9 protein-coding genes are annotated in these 15,254 nt (G+C 58.1%); 8 read left to right on the plus strand and 1 reads right to left on the minus strand.

All coding sequences use genetic code 11. The annotated features are described in order from the left end of the window. The first annotated feature begins 23 nt into the window (after positions 1-23). From Q4P78_RS04225 to Q4P78_RS04235, 3 genes are all read left to right on the plus strand, one after another. Entirely contained in the window at positions 24-2,252 is a 2,229-nt protein-coding gene (locus Q4P78_RS04225) for a polyribonucleotide nucleotidyltransferase (RefSeq protein ID WP_303339068.1), read from the plus strand. 191 nt (positions 2,253-2,443) lie between these two features. Beyond that, on the plus strand, positions 2,444-3,478 hold the full coding sequence (locus Q4P78_RS04230; RefSeq protein ID WP_303339069.1) for an acyltransferase family protein: 1,035 nt from the start codon (positions 2,444-2,446) through the stop codon (positions 3,476-3,478). 34 nt (positions 3,479-3,512) lie between these two features. Beyond that, the gene (locus tag Q4P78_RS04235) at positions 3,513-4,844 is read left to right on the plus strand and encodes a pitrilysin family protein (RefSeq protein ID WP_303339070.1); all 1,332 of its coding nucleotides are present in this window, start codon (positions 3,513-3,515) and stop codon (positions 4,842-4,844) included. A 104-nt stretch (positions 4,845-4,948) separates the two neighbouring features. Here Q4P78_RS04235 and Q4P78_RS04240 read toward each other — a convergent pair whose 3' ends face one another. Further along, positions 4,949-6,955, minus strand: coding sequence for an acyltransferase family protein (locus tag Q4P78_RS04240; RefSeq protein ID WP_303339071.1), 2,007 nt, complete (start codon positions 6,953-6,955; stop codon positions 4,949-4,951). 306 nt (positions 6,956-7,261) lie between these two features. On the opposite strand from Q4P78_RS04240, the gene dapB reads away from it, so the two are divergent. The 5 genes from dapB (at position 7,262) to Q4P78_RS04265 (ending at position 15,250) form a co-directional block, all read left to right on the plus strand. Continuing rightward, positions 7,262-8,017 carry a 4-hydroxy-tetrahydrodipicolinate reductase gene (gene dapB, locus Q4P78_RS04245; protein WP_303339072.1) on the plus strand — a complete coding sequence of 252 codons (756 nt, stop codon included), beginning with the start codon at positions 7,262-7,264 and terminating at the stop codon, positions 8,015-8,017. Then, positions 8,018-8,710: a hypothetical protein gene (locus Q4P78_RS04250; RefSeq protein WP_303339073.1), complete on the plus strand. Its 693-nt coding sequence runs from the start codon at positions 8,018-8,020 to the stop codon at positions 8,708-8,710. Positions 8,711-8,863: 153 nt separating this feature from the next. After that, positions 8,864-9,787: a 4-hydroxy-tetrahydrodipicolinate synthase gene (gene dapA, locus Q4P78_RS04255; RefSeq protein ID WP_303339074.1), complete on the plus strand. Its 924-nt coding sequence runs from the start codon at positions 8,864-8,866 to the stop codon at positions 9,785-9,787. A gap of 500 nt (positions 9,788-10,287) precedes the next feature. Continuing rightward, a complete protein-coding gene (locus Q4P78_RS04260; RefSeq protein WP_303339075.1) occupies positions 10,288-12,000 on the plus strand; it encodes a ribonuclease J in 1,713 nt (570 codons plus the stop codon). 130 nt (positions 12,001-12,130) lie between these two features. After that, on the plus strand, positions 12,131-15,250 hold the full coding sequence (locus Q4P78_RS04265) for a DNA translocase FtsK (RefSeq protein WP_303339076.1): 3,120 nt from the start codon (positions 12,131-12,133) through the stop codon (positions 15,248-15,250). The last annotated feature ends 4 nt before the right edge of the window (positions 15,251-15,254 follow it).

A 15,254-nucleotide genomic window follows, 5' to 3' on the forward strand; every position in this document is an offset into this window, starting at 1 on the left:
TCATTCAAGAGAAAGAAGGAACCGTGGAAGGTCCCGAAATTCAGTTTTCTGAAGTAGAAATAGACAACGGTCGTTTCGGTAAGCGTCATGTGCGCTTCGAAACCGGCCGCCTGGCAAAGCAGGCATCCGGCTCCGTGCTGGTCACCATCGACGAAGAAACCACCCTGCTCTCGGCAACCACCGTGGGTAAGAGCCCCCGCGAAGGCTTCGACTTCTTCCCCCTGACCGTGGATGTGGAAGAGCGCATGTACGCAGCAGGTAAGATACCCGGCTCGTTCTTCCGCCGCGAAGGCCGCCCCGCAACCGAGGCTGTGCTGGCAGCTCGTCTGATCGACCGCCCCCTGCGCCCGGCATTCACCAAGGGTATCCGCAATGAGGTGCAGGTTGTTGTTACCGTTCTGACCATTGAGCCGGACGAAATTTACAACACCTTCGCAATTAACGCGGCATCCGCATCCACCAGCCTGTCCGGCGCGCCCTTCAACGGCCCGGTCGGCGGCGTGCGCATGGCGCTGATCGAGGGTCAGTGGGTGTGCTTCCCCAAGTACTCCCAGCTGGAAAACGCTGTGTTCGATATGGCTGTTGCAGGTCGTATTGTCACCAAGGCTGACGGTAGCGAAGACGTCGCAATTATGATGGTTGAGGCAGAAGCAACCGACTCCTCCTGGAACTTGATTAAGGGTGAGGGCCACAAGGCTCCCACCGAAGAGGTCGTAGCTGAGGGTCTGGAAGCAGCAAAGCCCTTCATTGCAGCACTGTGCCGCGCGCAGGCTGATTTGGTGGCTCGCGCAGGCAAGCCCGCCCTGGATCTGCCCTACTTCGGCGGCCACGGCGAAGACGTTGACGAAGCTGTGAAGGCATTCGCAGGCGAGCGTCTGAAGGAAGTTTACTCCATCGCGGGCAAGCAGGATCGCGAAGCAGCAGCAGCTGAGCTGGAAGCAGAGCTCTTCGAGGCTCTGACCGGCGAAGGTAAGGAATTTGAAGAGCGCGCCAACGAGGTCTCCGTAGCATTTGCTGCCCTGACCAAGTACACCGTGCGCCAGCGCATCCTCACCGAGCAGGTGCGTATTGACGGCCGCGGCCTGACCGATATCCGCCAGCTGACCGCTGAGGTTGAGGTTCTGCCCCGCGTGCACGGTTCGGCAATCTTCGAGCGTGGCGAAACCCAGATTATGGGCGTAACCACCCTGAATATGCTCAAGCTTGAGCAGCAGCTGGACTCCCTGCACCCGGTCAAAACCAAGCGCTATATTCACCACTACAACTTCCCGCCCTACTCCACCGGTGAGACCGGTCGTGTGGGTTCGCCCAAGCGCCGCGAAATCGGTCACGGTGCACTGGCTGAGCGCGCAATCACCCCGATTCTGCCCAGCCGCGAGGAATTCCCCTACGCAATCCGCCAGGTTTCCGAGGCTCTGGGCTCCAACGGCTCGACCTCCATGGGCTCCGTATGTGCGTCCACCCTGTCCCTGCTGAATGCCGGTGTGCCCCTGCGCGCACCCGTGGCAGGTATCGCTATGGGTCTGGTCTCCGATGAGGTCGACGGCGAAACCCGCTACGCAGCACTGACCGATATCCTGGGTGCTGAAGACGCACTGGGCGATATGGACTTCAAGGTTGCAGGTACCGAGGAATTCGTGACCGCAATTCAGCTGGACACCAAGCTGGACGGTATCCCCGCATCCGTGCTGGCTGGCGCACTGACCCAGGCACGCGAGGCTCGCCTGCACATCCTGGAGGTTCTCACCGCAGCTATTGACGCTCCCGATGAGATGAGCCCGTTCGCACCGCGTATTATCTCGGTGAAGATCCCCGTTGCCAAGATTGGTGAGGTGATTGGTCCTAAGGGTAAGACCATTAACCAGATCCAGGAAGAGACCGGCGCGGATATCTCCATTGAAGAGGACGGTACCGTCTTCATCGGCGCGACCGACGGCCCCTCCGCTGAGGCTGCTCGTGCCGCTGTGAACGCCATTGCGAACCCGCAGGTTCCCGAGGTTGGCGAACGCTACCTGGGTACCGTGGTGAAGACCACCGACTTTGGTGCGTTCATCTCCCTGACCCCGGGCAAGGATGGCCTGCTGCACATCTCCGAGATGCGCAAGCTCAACGACGGCAAGCGTGTTGCCGATGTTGAAGACGTTCTCTCCGTGGGCCAGAAGGTTCAGGTGGAGATCACCAAGATTGACGATCGTGGCAAGCTCTCCCTGGCTCCCGTGGTGGACGCTGAGGAAGAAGCAGGCGAGGAGTAATCCTTGTCATCGGTGCGTAACTAAGCACCGATAAGCGATAGAGTACATGCGTCGGGGTACACACCCCGGCGCATGTGCTTTATAATTGTGTTCAAACCATAAATCTATGGTGCTAACTGTGGATTTATGAAATATGTCAGTACTTGATGCCAGTGTAGAGAGATAAAATTTATCCAATGAAGAATCGTGATATGACGATAGACATCGCGAAAGGCATCGCGATTATAGCAATAGTACTAGGCCATGTGCATCGAGGTATATGGGCTTCGGGGCTTGGTACTTATAGCGTGCTATGGTTTAAAGTTCCTTTCGATCATTTTCTTTATTTTTGGCATCTATCTGTATTTGCTTTTCTGTCGGGTCTTTTTGTCCAGCAAAGTATTACAAAGTATGGCACTTTAGAGTACCTCCGTTCTAGGGTTATTTTAATTTTCTATTTGTACACTCTTTGGCAGGTTCTACAAATTGGTGTGAAGTTACTCCTACCGGGCGGCAGTAACTCTTCAAGTTCTTGGAGCGATCTTTATAAGCTGTGGGTTCCAGAGGGGCAGCTCTGGTTTTTCCCCTGGCTTTTGCTTGCCACTGTATACTCCGTCTTGCTGAAAGTCTGGGCTAAAAATATTTTAGGATACACGGCGATTTTTATAGCTGTAGTTCTTGCATTTTTATCCTGGGGATGGTTTGATAAATATATTGGTACGCAGGGTCTGCCTTTGCTTATCTTCTTTATTCTAGGGGTTAATATTGGCTTTAAGCGCCTTTCGAACTTCCTTCAAGCCCTAAAGACCTTCCAAATTTTGGGTATAACTATTGCAGGTTTTGCAATATTTCTAATTTTCTTTTTCTTGACCCCCGCTGTTCCGCCTACAGTGTATCCGGAGAATGCTGTTGGCTACGATCAGGTGCTCGCGGGTTTTGTTGCTTGCATTAGTGCAACATGTGCGATTATTGGGCTGGCGTGTGTTCTGGCAAGGATTCCTGGCTCGGAATGGATTGCATATCTAGGGAAACAATCACTCCCTATATTCTTAGCTCATATAATTGTGATTGGTGCAGTTCGATCTATAATGATGCGTTCTCATATCACTGGATATGGTATCTATCTTGTGGTATTGACCGTCGTGGGAGTTGTTGTTCCTTTGGGTATGTATATTATTGCGAAGCGTTTACGTATTCCCATTTTTGAAGTGCCGGCAAGTATCCATAAGCATCTGGCAAAGCGCTAGCATATAGCTGGGATATTACTTAGGAAGAAAGTTTATGAGTATTGAACTTCCGCTCGCGCTGGGCGATATCAGCGAAGAACTCAACTACGAAACCGGTCGTCTAATCTACTCCGGCACCGGCGGTAATGAGGTGTGCCGCTCCATCCTGCCCGGCGGCGTGCGCGTGATTACCGAAAAGATGCCCGGTACCCGCGGTGTCTCCATTGGCTTCTGGGTGGGCGTTGGCTCCCGCGATGAAGCCCGCGGCATGCTCGGCTCCACCCACTTCTTGGAGCACCTGCTCTTTAAGGGAACCTCCAGCCGTACCGCCCTGGATATTGCATCCTCCTTTGACGCGGTGGGCGGCGAATCCAACGCCCTGACCGCCAAGGAACACACCTGCTACTATGCGCGCGTGCTGGATGATGACGCGCCCATGGCCATTGACGTGATTACCGATATGGTCACCTCCGCACTGCTGGCTCCGAATGATCTGGAGCAGGAGCGCGGCGTGATTCTGGAAGAAATCGCCATGGATCAGGACGACCCGACCGATGTTGCCTTTGAGAACTTCATTGAGCAGCTCATGGGAGAAAATCCTCTGGGTCGCCCCATTGGCGGCACTCCGCAGGAAATTACCGATGTGCCGCGAGATGCCGTCTGGGAGCACTATAAGCGCTACTACACCCCCGACCGCCTGGTGATTTCCGCCGCCGGTTCCTTGGAGCATTCCCGCATTGTTTCCCTGGTGATGGACGCACTGCGTCGCTACGGCTGGGAGCTGCAGGACGGCGTAGCACCGGCTCCGCGCCGCGTGCGCACCAACTCCGGTATTGTGCCTATCTCGCCCCTGCGCGAGGTAGAAAAGGGCTTTGAACAGACCAATATTGTGATGGGCTGCCCGAGCATTATTGCAGGAGATGACCGCCGCTACGCCATGAGCGTGCTCACCAGCGCCTTCGGTTCGGGCATGTCCTCGCGTCTCTTCCAGGAGATTCGCGAAAAGCGCGGTCTAGCGTACTCCACCTTTGCCTTCTCCGGAGCCTACTCGGACGCGGGCTACTTCGGCATGTACGCCGGCTGCCTGCCGGCAAAGACCGAGCAGGTGCGCGAGATTATGAGCCACGAATTCGATAAGCTGGCAGCAGCCGGTATTACCGATGAGGAGCTCATTAAGGTGCGCGGTCAGCTGGCTGGCTCCACCGTGCTCGGCAGCGAGGATTCGGGTTCGCGTATGTCCCGCCTGGGCCGCGCGGAGCTGGATTCAGGTCTGTTCTATAGCACCGATGAGCTGCTGGAGCAGATTCGCGCCGTGGACGCGGAACAGGTACGTGAGCTTGCTGCGTTCTTGGGCGAGCAGGATATGATTACCACTATTGTTCGCTAAGGCGCTAGGGCAGAGTATATATAAAAGCTCGGTCTCTTACCCTAACGGGTAAGAGACCGAGCTTTTATATAGTTAGCGGTGTTTACTTCAGTGCTTGGATGTGCCTATTTCAGTGCTTGGGCAACACCCTGAGTAAGCACCTTAGCGTAGAGCTCCTGACCGGCACCCTCAGGGTGCACGCCGTCAGAGACCAGCAGGCTAGGATCGCTCTTGAGAGCCTCGGTGATGGCGGCATCCCAATCGGCAATGACCACACGCGAAGAGTTCTTCGCCGCAAAATCCTTAATCAAGGCATTGGATTGTGCAATCCAGGTCAAACGCGCCGGGCCGTGACCGGTCACCAGCACCAGCTTAGAATCAGCCGGCAGAGCCGCCAATACCTGCTCCAACTGAGCGGTGCTATAGGTGGAGTTAGCGGTCACCGAAAGCACCACAACCTTACGCAGCTGACCCTGGGACGCCATGCTCTTAATCAGCGGCAGAGCGTGCACAATAGTACGCGCCTCCTTAGCATCCAGAGCGGCATCGGGCAGCAAATCGTAAATATCGGCGGTGGACGCCTCCACCACGGAGTCACCAATAATGGTCACCTTCGCCGAATCCGCGCGGCTAACGGTACCGGGGGCTGCCGGAGTCTCAGACGCCTTAGCGCTTGCCGAAGCGCTGGCAGAGGCAGAGGCACTGGGCTTAGCATCCGCAGAAGCACTGGCGCTAGGAGTAGCAGAAGCACTCGCAGAGGACGAAGCGCTAGCAGCACGAGAGGAGGCACGGGCAGCGGCACGCTCAGCGCTGCGCTGCTTACCCTGCTCCACCACAGCCTGGGCGGCGGTCATACTCGGAGCGGTCACCACAGCGGTTGCGGTGGCAAGAGAAGAGAGCACCAGGGCGCAGGCAAGGAGCATATGCACGCTCTTATAACGCGCGGCACCAAAGGCATCCAGCGCACGGGAAGCGGCGCCCTTAAAGCCACAGCGGCGAATCGGGGTCTCCACCCAGCGGTACGACAGAGCCGCAATAATAAAGGTTGCCGCCAAAACCAGCAGATTCGCCCACTCGGGCTTATCGGCACCCCAGCTATAGTGCAGCACCACAGCCAGCGGCCAATGCCACAGGTACAGACCGTAGGAACGCTCACCCACCCAACGCAGGGGAGCAATACTCAGTAGGGCGCGCAGCAGGGTAGAGGCGCCGGCGCGCATATCCGGCAGGATCGCCTGAATAATACCGCAGGTGAGCACCGAGGCAGCCGCAAGACCCCAGGGGATAGTCGCGGGGTTTGCCTCGCTCAGGTATAGCGCCAGGGGAATGAGCGCGAAGAAGGAGCCCCAACCCAGCAGCACACGAGCAAAGGCAACCAGACCGAAGGGCTGAGCCACGCGTTCTGCAATAGCCGGGTCGCTCGGCGGGTACAGGGAGAAGGGGCGCATAAACGCCAACCAAGCACCCAACAGCAGACCGTAAATATGGGCGTCGGTGCCGTAGTAAATACGGCTCACGGGAGCAGAGCTCAGAGACAGATAACCGGCCCAGAGCAGGGAGGCGGTCAGCAGAGCCAGGATAACCCAGCGGAAGGCACGCCAGCGTTTGCGCAGCAGCACACCCGCAGAGAGAAGAATCAGCGGCCAGAGAACATAGAATTGCTCTTCCACTGCCAGAGACCAGAAGTTCGTGTAGAGTTCCGGGGTGGTCTGGGCGAAATAATCATTTCCGGCGGCAATGGAGAGCCAATTGGAGGAAAAGGTAAAAGCACCCAGGATTTGACGTCCCAGGTTCACCTGAATATCTCCACCAATACTTAGCGCAATCGGGCCCATAATAACAATGAGCAGCACAATAGCGGGCAGCAGGCGTCGAGCGCGGCGCAGCCAAAAGGAACCCAGGGCAATACGGCCGGTGTAGGCGCCTTCGCGGAGCAGCAGGGCGGTAATCAAAAAGCCAGAGATAACAAAGAAAATATCCACACCGATCATGCCGCCGGGTAGAATCTGCGGCCAGAAGTGGTAGGTCATGACCATGAGCACCGCAATAGCGCGCAGGCCGTCCAGACCGGGCATAATATAACGCTGGTTGCCGTAGGCGGGAGGGAGCGAGGAGCTAAAGAGAGCTTGCATGCTTATCTTCCGGTTCGGTGCTGTGTGTGGATAGACACCGCCCAATTTTGTTGGTATGCACCACAGAAAAAGCGGCGGCGGATGGGCTCTTTTGCCCACTCAGTCATTATAGGTTTTGAGTGTGGAACCCACGATCTTTTTGGGCGCCAATGGGGTCAAAACGTCAAATAAGTCTAAATATTACGGACTGAATAGAATATTTCGCAGGTAGATGGGGTACAGCGGTATTTTTGGCTGCCCGGGTGGGGGATAATAGAGGGCGTAGATAAAGGCACGGTGCATAACACCGCTCAGATAGGGAGCGCGATGAGCGAGAAGATTTGGAAAGTTGCTGTTCTGGGGGCCGCAGGCCGTATGGGCTCGGAGGCTGTCAAGGCTGTCAATACCGCCGCCGATATGGATCTGGTGGCTGCTCTGGGTCGCGGCGATGACCTGCAGCAGCTGGTGGATGCCGGCGCCGAGGTGGTCATTGACCTGACCGTTCCCTCCTCCTCCGAGGAGAATGTTCGTTTCGCCGTTGAGCACGGTATGCACGCGGTTGTGGGTACCACCGGTTGGGATGAGCAGAAGCAGGCTCGTTTGCGCGATCTGCTGGCGGAGCACCCCGGTGTGGGCGTGCTGATTGCTCCGAACTTTGCCATTGGTTCTATTCTTGCTACCGAGTTTGCTGCCAAGGCAGCTCAGTACTTTGACTCGGTGGAGATTATTGAAATCCACCACCCCAATAAGGTGGACGCCCCCTCGGGTACCGCTGTTCACACCGCTCGCAAGGTGGCTGCCGCTCGCGCCGCTGCCGGCGTGGGCGAAAGCCCGGACGCTACCGAGGTCGATACCGACCACTCGCGCGGCGCCAAGGTGGACGGTATTAGCGTGCACGCGGTGCGTCTGCGCGGTATGGTCGCTCACCAGGAGATTCTGCTGGGTGATCCCGGTCAGCTGCTGACCATTCGCCACGACTCCTTTGACCGTGCCTCCTTTATGCCCGGTGTGCTGCTGGGCGTGCGTGAAGTAGCTGCTCACCCGGGTCTGAGCGTGGGTCTTGACGCCTTTATGGAGCTGTAAATGAGCGCCGAGAACTCTGCATCCGCACAGAATCAACAGAGCTCTAAGGCGCCGTTTTGGCGCTCGGTGAGCGTGTGGATTAGCTGCGCTCTGATTCTGCTGCTGGTTACGATTAATATCCTGCCCTTGGAAGAGGGCGTGCGTATGGCGATGACCGGCGTGCTGGTTTTTGCTGCGCTCTTTACCCTGGTGGAGGCTAAGGGCCTGGGTAAGCTACTGACCGCTTTTATGGGCGCTCTGCTCTCCCTGGCTCTGGTGGCTACCGTGCAGCTGGGTTCGAACTTTTTGAGCCGCGGCGGCGCAGCGGATATGGCAATGGGTATCGCCTTGATGGTGCTGCCCCTGCTGGGTGCCTGGGCGCTGGTGGCAGAGCTACTCTTTGGTCTGCGCGTGCAGCGCCTTGCCGATGAAATGGAGGCGGCAGGAGAGCTGCCGGAGGATACTCTGCCTCGTACCCCCAGCGGCCGCGTGGATAAAGAAGCTGCGGCAGCGGAGTTTGAAAAGTACGCGGCTATTGCTGCTGAGAACCCCGGTTCTGCCTACGCCTGGTTTAATGTGGCGACCCTTTATGATGCCTGCGGTGAGCGCAAGCAGGCGCGTAAGAGCATGCGTACTGCGGTTGCTCTGCATCGCGGTAGGGTCCCGGCTCATGTGCGCGCTGATAGTGCTGAGGGTTCCGATAGCGCCGAATAATTCGCTGAGGTGCTCATGGGTAGCTGAATACTCGCTAAATTATCGCGAATCCGTCTTCATGTGAGCACTTCGCACGCATCTTTTTGAAAAAATTTTTACCCTATATTGCTGATTCGCCCCCGCGGGGTGTTTTAAGAGAGTAGTGTTTTAAGTATGTCTGAACGTAACACCGGTACTTTTGCCCAGCCCTTCTTCGGTCGTCTACTGACCGCTATGGTCACTCCCTTCGCCGCCGACGGTTCGGTGGATGAAGCCCAGGTTGCACACCTGGCGAACTACCTGGTCGATAATGGCCACGACGGCCTGGTGGTCTGCGGTACCACCGGCGAATACTCCACCATGACCGATGACGAAAACGAGCGCGTTTTCCAGATCGTCAAGGATACCGTGGGCGAGCGCGCCAAGATCGTGGCGGGCGTTGGCTCCAACGACACCGCGCACACCATTGAGCTGGCTCACCGCGCCGAAAAGGTGGGTGTGGATGGCCTGCTGGTCGTGACCCCCTACTACAATAAGCCGACCCAGCCCGGTGTCTACGCACACTTCAAGACCGTTGCCGAGGCAACCAAGACCCCGGTGATGCTCTACGATATTCCGGGTCGTGCGGGTATCCCGATTGCTCCCGAGACCTACCGTAAGCTGGCGAAGATCGAGAACATTGTTGCCGTCAAGGACGCTAAGGCCGATATGGGCGCCGCATCCGAGGTGATGGCAACCACCGATCTGCAGTACTACAGTGGCGATGACGGTCTGCTGCTGCCCTGGATGTCCATTGGTGCCGTGGGTGTTGTCTCCGTGACCGCTCACGTGGCTCCTGCTCTCTTCCGCCAGCTGATTGACGCAGTGGTGGCCCAGGATCTTGTGGAGGCGCAGCGCCTGCACCTGGAGCTGGTTCCGATCGTTCGCGCTACCATGAGCCGCGCTCCCGGTTGCGTGGCAGCTAAGGAAATTCTGGCTGCTCAGGGCGTGCTGGACCGTGCGGTTCTGCGCCTGCCCCACGTGAATTCTGAGCCCGAAGTACTCGAAGCAATGATGGCGGACCTTGCATCGTCTGCAATTGCTTCCAGCGTGCGCTAGAATAGAATAGTCTTGGCGCTCAAGCGCCATATGGGTGCGGATCGTGACGTGTCAGGAGCGTTACGAACCGCACCCGCTCCTTTTCTGCCGCCCTTGCCTGTTTTGGCGTGGTCTGAGCGCATTCGCTCACGCTCTGGGCTCAATGCCTGACCAATGTGCCCTAGCCCCTATGGCCTGTGGCGAGCCATGGCGTATGATAGATAAAGTATTCTTGATATATGAGCTTCTCGCCTGTGAGAGAAGCGAGCAGAATGACACACAGATACTCGAGTAGAGTTACCGACAGAAACAAGACGCCGACGGGTGATTCCGGCGCCTAAGCCCTCGTGGCTCACATAGACTTAAGATCATAAGCCTCTGCAGAGAAGTAGAGCCGCGCAGACACATCCCGCGCGCTGCCTCAAGCGCGCATCCGCCCGGCATAAGAAGAAACGGGCGATAGAAAGACTTCCGGTAGGTGGAAAGCCATCTATCACTAACAAATACATAAGGAGAAAAAGATGAGCGTATTTGAAGCTGATCTGCCCCTGCCTCCCAAGCTGAAGAAGGACACCCTGCGCGTGGTGCCCCTGGGTGGTCTGGGCGAAGTCGGTCGTAATATGACCGTGTACGAAATCAACGGCAAGCTGCTGATCGTCGACTGCGGTGTGCTCTTCCCCGAAGAGTCCCAGCCCGGCGTTGACCTGATTCTGCCCGATTTCAGCTACATTATGGACCGCCTGGATGATGTGGTCGCCATGATCCTCACCCACGGTCACGAAGACCATATTGGTGCCGTTCCCTACCTGCTGCGCAAGCGCCCCGATATCCCCCTGGTTGGCTCCAAGCTGACCCTGGCGCTGGTGGAAGCTAAGCTGAAGGAACACCGCATCACCCCCTACGTTTTTGCTGTGGCAGAAAACCAGGTGGAGCGTTTTGGCCCCTTCGAATGCGAATTCGTGGCGGTCAACCACTCCATCCCGGACGCACTGGCTGTCTTTATCCGCACCGCTGCAGGTAATGTCCTGCACACCGGTGACTTCAAGATGGACCAGCTGCCCCTGGATAACCGTCTGACCGACCTGCGCCACTTTGCCCGCCTGGGTGAAGAGGGCGTGGACCTGTTCCTGCCGGACTCCACCAACGCTGAGGTTCCGGGCTTCACCCCGACCGAAAAGCATATTGGTCCGGTGCTCTCGAATGTCTTCCGCGACGCAACCGGCCGTATTGTTGTGGCTTCCTTCTCCTCGCATGTGCACCGCGTGCAGCAGGTGCTCGACGCTGCCGCTGAGCGCGGCCGCAAGGTCGTGTTCGTGGGTCGCTCCATGGTCCGCAATATGACCATCGCGGAGAAGATGGGTTACCTGAAGGTGCCCGAGGGTCTGCTGGTGGATCTGAAGGACGTTGAGGATTACCCGCCGAACCAGATCGTGATGATGTGCACCGGTAGCCAGGGTGAACCCATGGCTGCACTGTCCCGCATGGCAAATGGTGACCACAAGATTCAGGTGGAGCCGGGCGATACTATTGTGCTCGCATCCTCCCTGATTCCGGGTAATGAGACCAGCGTGTACCGCATTATTAATGCCCTGATGAAGCTGGGCGCACACGTGGTGCACAAGGGCAATGCTAAGGTTCACGTCTCCGGTCACGCAGCCGCAGGCGAGCTGATCTACTGCTACAACATCCTCAAGCCCAAGAACGTTATGCCCGTTCACGGCGAGGTCCGCCACCTGATTGCCAACGGTGATCTAGCGAAGGAAACCGGCGTGCCCGAGCGTAACGTGCTGCTGGGTGAATCCGGCGTGGTCGTGGATCTGAAGGACGGCGTGGCTCGTGTGGTGGGCGAAGTACCCTGCGAGTACCTCTACGTTGACGGCCGCAGCGTGGGCGAAGTGACCGAGTCCGATCTGAAGGACCGCCGCGTGCTGGGTGAAGAGGGCTTCGTGTCCATTGTGACCGTGATTGACCGCAAGACCAAGCGCGTGGTGACCGGCCCGGATATTCACGCCCGCGGTATTGCCGAGGATGACTCCGTCTTTGACGAAATCACCCCGAAGATCACCACCGCCCTGGAGGACGCACTGCACCGTGCACCCGAGAAGGTACACACCGTGCAGCAGCTGCAGCAGATCGTTCGCCGCACCATCGGTGCATGGATTTCGCGTCGTTTGCGCCGCAAGCCCATGATCGTTCCCGTGGTGATTGAGACCTCCACCGAGGACGCAAAGTAATATATTAGTCCTTAGCCATAAGCTCAAGCGTGTGCATAACCGCCCGCTTGAGCTTATGCTGTTAAAGGCGAGAACTCGAAGACTCGCCGTATTCCTGATAACCACACGATAAGGTAGCTAAGCTTTATATATGGCTCCACGGAAAACAAACACGAAAAGCACCAAGAGCACTAGCCGTAGCCGCTCGAGCCGCTCCAAAAAACAGCAGCCCGAGCAGAACCCGATTGTTCGCGCCCTGAGTCTGTTCTGGCAGAACCTGGCGCATATGATCGGCGGTATTTTCCGCTCCATTGGCACCGTGCGCACCGATTTGGACCCGGCGGCTCGTCGCGATAGCGGTGCCCTGGTGATTCTTTTATTCGGTCTGATCACCGCAGGCGTGGAATGGTACGCCTGGAGGGAAGCACCGGCGCCCTGGGTTATTCACGCGCCTCTTGCTGCATGGCACACCCTGCTCGCCGGTATTTTTGGACAGGGTGCAATTTTCGTGCCCGTCTCCTCCCTGGTGCTTGCCGGGTGCATTTTCCGTCAGCCCGATAAGGTTCAGCGCACCAACCGCATTGCCCTCGGCTTGGCGTTTATGCAGGTTGCCTGCTCGATTTTCTTCGCCAAAAACGCCGGCTACCCCAGCTTTGCTGACGGTTTTGCCGGCGTGTGGCGAGGAGGCGGCGCTATTGGCGTACTGCTGGGCACCCCCGTTGCGCGCCTTGCCGGTCAGCTGCCGGTACTGGAATGGGTCATTATTGCCCTGATTTTCCTGGTGGGTGTCATGATTATGACCGCCACCCCGGTGCGTCAGCTCTGGCCGCGCACCCTGCACCTGATGAGTATTGCCCTGGGGGAGAAGCAACCCCGTAGCCCGCGTGCAGCCGATGAGAGTGCTACCGTGGATCTGAATGCCCAAGAGCATGATCGCAGCTATCTGGAGGCTCCGGCATCCCCGGCTCCGAGCGCTCGAGAGCGCACCGCACCGGCTGCTCGTGGCGGTCTCTTGGCTCGCGTGAAGTCCTGGTTTGGCTATTCTCCTGCCTCGAGCCAGGATACAAACCTGGATGAGTACGCCGGGGATGAAGCCTTTGTCCAGGCGATGGTCGCTGAGTCTTTCCCCGAGCCCGAAGCTCATCAGGAGCCGGAAGTTCAGGAGAGCGCCTCTGGCACTCGCGCTCAGCAGGCAAACCGACCCCAGCGTCTAAACGCTGTGCGCCGCTCCGGCTCCCGAGGCCAGGCAGAACTCTTCGATGTGGAATCTGATGCTCCGGCAGCTCGCCTATCTCAGGTACAGCAGGCGGCTCGTGATTACGGTCGAGTGCCGCAGAATGGCCTATTCGACGCCGATATTTTTGAACAGGATTCCGTTCAGGGTTCCGCTTCTGCGCAGATTCAGACCAAGCCGCAGCCGGTGATTTCTGAAGGCGATGACACCGCAACTCGCATGCAGCCGGTGGTTGATCCTGTTGCTCAGAACTCCCAGAGTTCCCAGGGCAGCCAGTCTGCGCGTGCAGCGGCTGAAGCCCGCCTGGCGCAGGCTCAGCTGGCACAGCGAACCGCCGCTTCTCAGACTCAGGCACCGCAAACCCCGGCTCGCCCGGCAGCTCCGGCTGTCCGCGACCACAGCCGACCCGCAGCCCCCGAAGCGGCGCGTCCGGCGCAAACCGTGGAATCCTCCGCGGGCGCCTACACCCTGCCTGCAGAAGATATGCTCGTAGCGGGCCCGCCCGCCAAGGAATCCTCCGAAGCGAACCAGCGCGTGGTCGCAGCGCTGACCAGCGTGCTTGAACAATTTAATGTGGATGCAACCGTCACCGGATTCTCCCGAGGTCCCACGGTCACCCGCTACGAAATTGAGCTCAGCCCCGGTACTAAGGTCGAGCGCGTCACCGCCCTGAGCAAAAATATTGCTTACGCGGTGGCAAGTGAAGAAGTGCGCATCCTTTCGCCCATTCCGGGCAAGTCCGCCATTGGTATTGAAATTCCCAATACCGACCGTGAGACCGTGGCTCTGGGCGATGTGCTGCGTTCCTCCCAGGCGCACGCCAACCACCACCCCATGGTCATGGGCGTAGGCAAGGACGTCGAGGGCGGCTTTGTGCTGGCAAACCTGGCGAAAATGCCGCATATGCTCGTGGCGGGTGCAACCGGTGCGGGTAAGTCCTCCTTCGTGAATTCCATGATCACCTCGATTCTTATGCGCGCAACCCCCGACCAGGTGCGCCTGGTGATGGTGGATCCCAAGCGCGTGGAGCTGACCGCCTACGAGGGTATTCCGCACCTGATTACGCCCATTATTACCAACCCGAAGAAGGCCGCCGAGGCACTGCAATGGGTTGTGCGTGAAATGGACGCGCGCTATGACGATCTGGCGCACTACGGCTTTAAGCACGTGGACGACTTCAACAAGGCACTGCGCGAGGGTAAGGTTCAGCCCGAGCCCGGTTCCAAGCGCGTGCTGCGTGAATACCCCTACCTGCTGGTGATTGTGGATGAGCTTGCCGATTTGATGATGGTTGCTCCACGCGATGTGGAAGAAGCCATTGTGCGTATCACCCAGCTGGCGCGTGCCGCCGGTATTCACCTGGTGCTGGCAACCCAGCGTCCCTCGGTGGATGTGGTCACCGGTCTGATTAAGGCGAATGTGCCCTCGCGTATGGCATTTGCGACCTCCTCGGTCACCGACTCGCGCGTGGTGCTCGACCAGCCCGGCGCGGAGAAACTCATCGGTCAGGGTGACGCTCTCTTCCTGCCCATGGGTGCCTCCAAGCCCGTGCGTGTTCAGGGTGCCTGGGTTTCCGAGTCGGAGATTCACGCCGTGGTGGAGCATGTGAAGGCACAGGCTCCGACCGTGTACCGCGATGATGTGCTCACCGCCGATTCCAAGAAGCAGATTGACGACGAAATTGGTGAGGATCTGGAGGATCTGCTGCGTGCTGTGGAGCTGGTGGTTACCACCCAGTACGGTGCGACTTCCTTTGTGCAGCGTAAGCTGCGCATGGGCTTCGCTAAGGCAGGTCGCATGATGGATCTGCTGGAATCTCAGGGTATTGTGGGCCCGGCTGAGGGTACTAAGGCTCGTGAAGTGCTGGTTCGCCCCGAGGATTTGGAGGCGGCTCTGGCGCGCGTGCGTGGCGAGGAGCCCCCGGCTCCTGTTGCAGACCCCTACGCGAATGCGGTTCCTGCCGGTGAGCCTCTGGATATTCTTGATGAGGATGACGACGAGGGTAGCGAAGATGCCTGGGCACTGACTGCGCGGTAGGTAC

Origin of the sequence: Rothia sp. (in: high G+C Gram-positive bacteria) (assembly GCF_030540545.1) — a bacterium.
Taxonomy (GTDB): Bacteria; Actinomycetota; Actinomycetes; order Actinomycetales; family Micrococcaceae; genus Rothia.

Bases quoted from the DNA above. Each gene is read 5' to 3' on its own strand.
- dapA (WP_303339074.1), top strand. From the start codon at position 8,864: ATGTCTGAACGTAACACCGGTACTTTTGCCCAGCCCTTCTTCGGTCGT.
- dapB (WP_303339072.1), top strand. From the start codon at position 7,262: ATGAGCGAGAAGATTTGGAAAGTTGCTGTTCTGGGGGCCGCAGGCCGT.
- Q4P78_RS04240 (WP_303339071.1), bottom strand. From the start codon at position 6,955: ATGCAAGCTCTCTTTAGCTCCTCGCTCCCTCCCGCCTACGGCAACCAG.
- Q4P78_RS04265 (WP_303339076.1), top strand. From the start codon at position 12,131: ATGGCTCCACGGAAAACAAACACGAAAAGCACCAAGAGCACTAGCCGT.
- Q4P78_RS04230 (WP_303339069.1), top strand. From the start codon at position 2,444: ATGACGATAGACATCGCGAAAGGCATCGCGATTATAGCAATAGTACTA.
- Q4P78_RS04250 (WP_303339073.1), top strand. From the start codon at position 8,018: ATGAGCGCCGAGAACTCTGCATCCGCACAGAATCAACAGAGCTCTAAG.
- Q4P78_RS04235 (WP_303339070.1), top strand. From the start codon at position 3,513: ATGAGTATTGAACTTCCGCTCGCGCTGGGCGATATCAGCGAAGAACTC.
- Q4P78_RS04260 (WP_303339075.1), top strand. From the start codon at position 10,288: ATGAGCGTATTTGAAGCTGATCTGCCCCTGCCTCCCAAGCTGAAGAAG.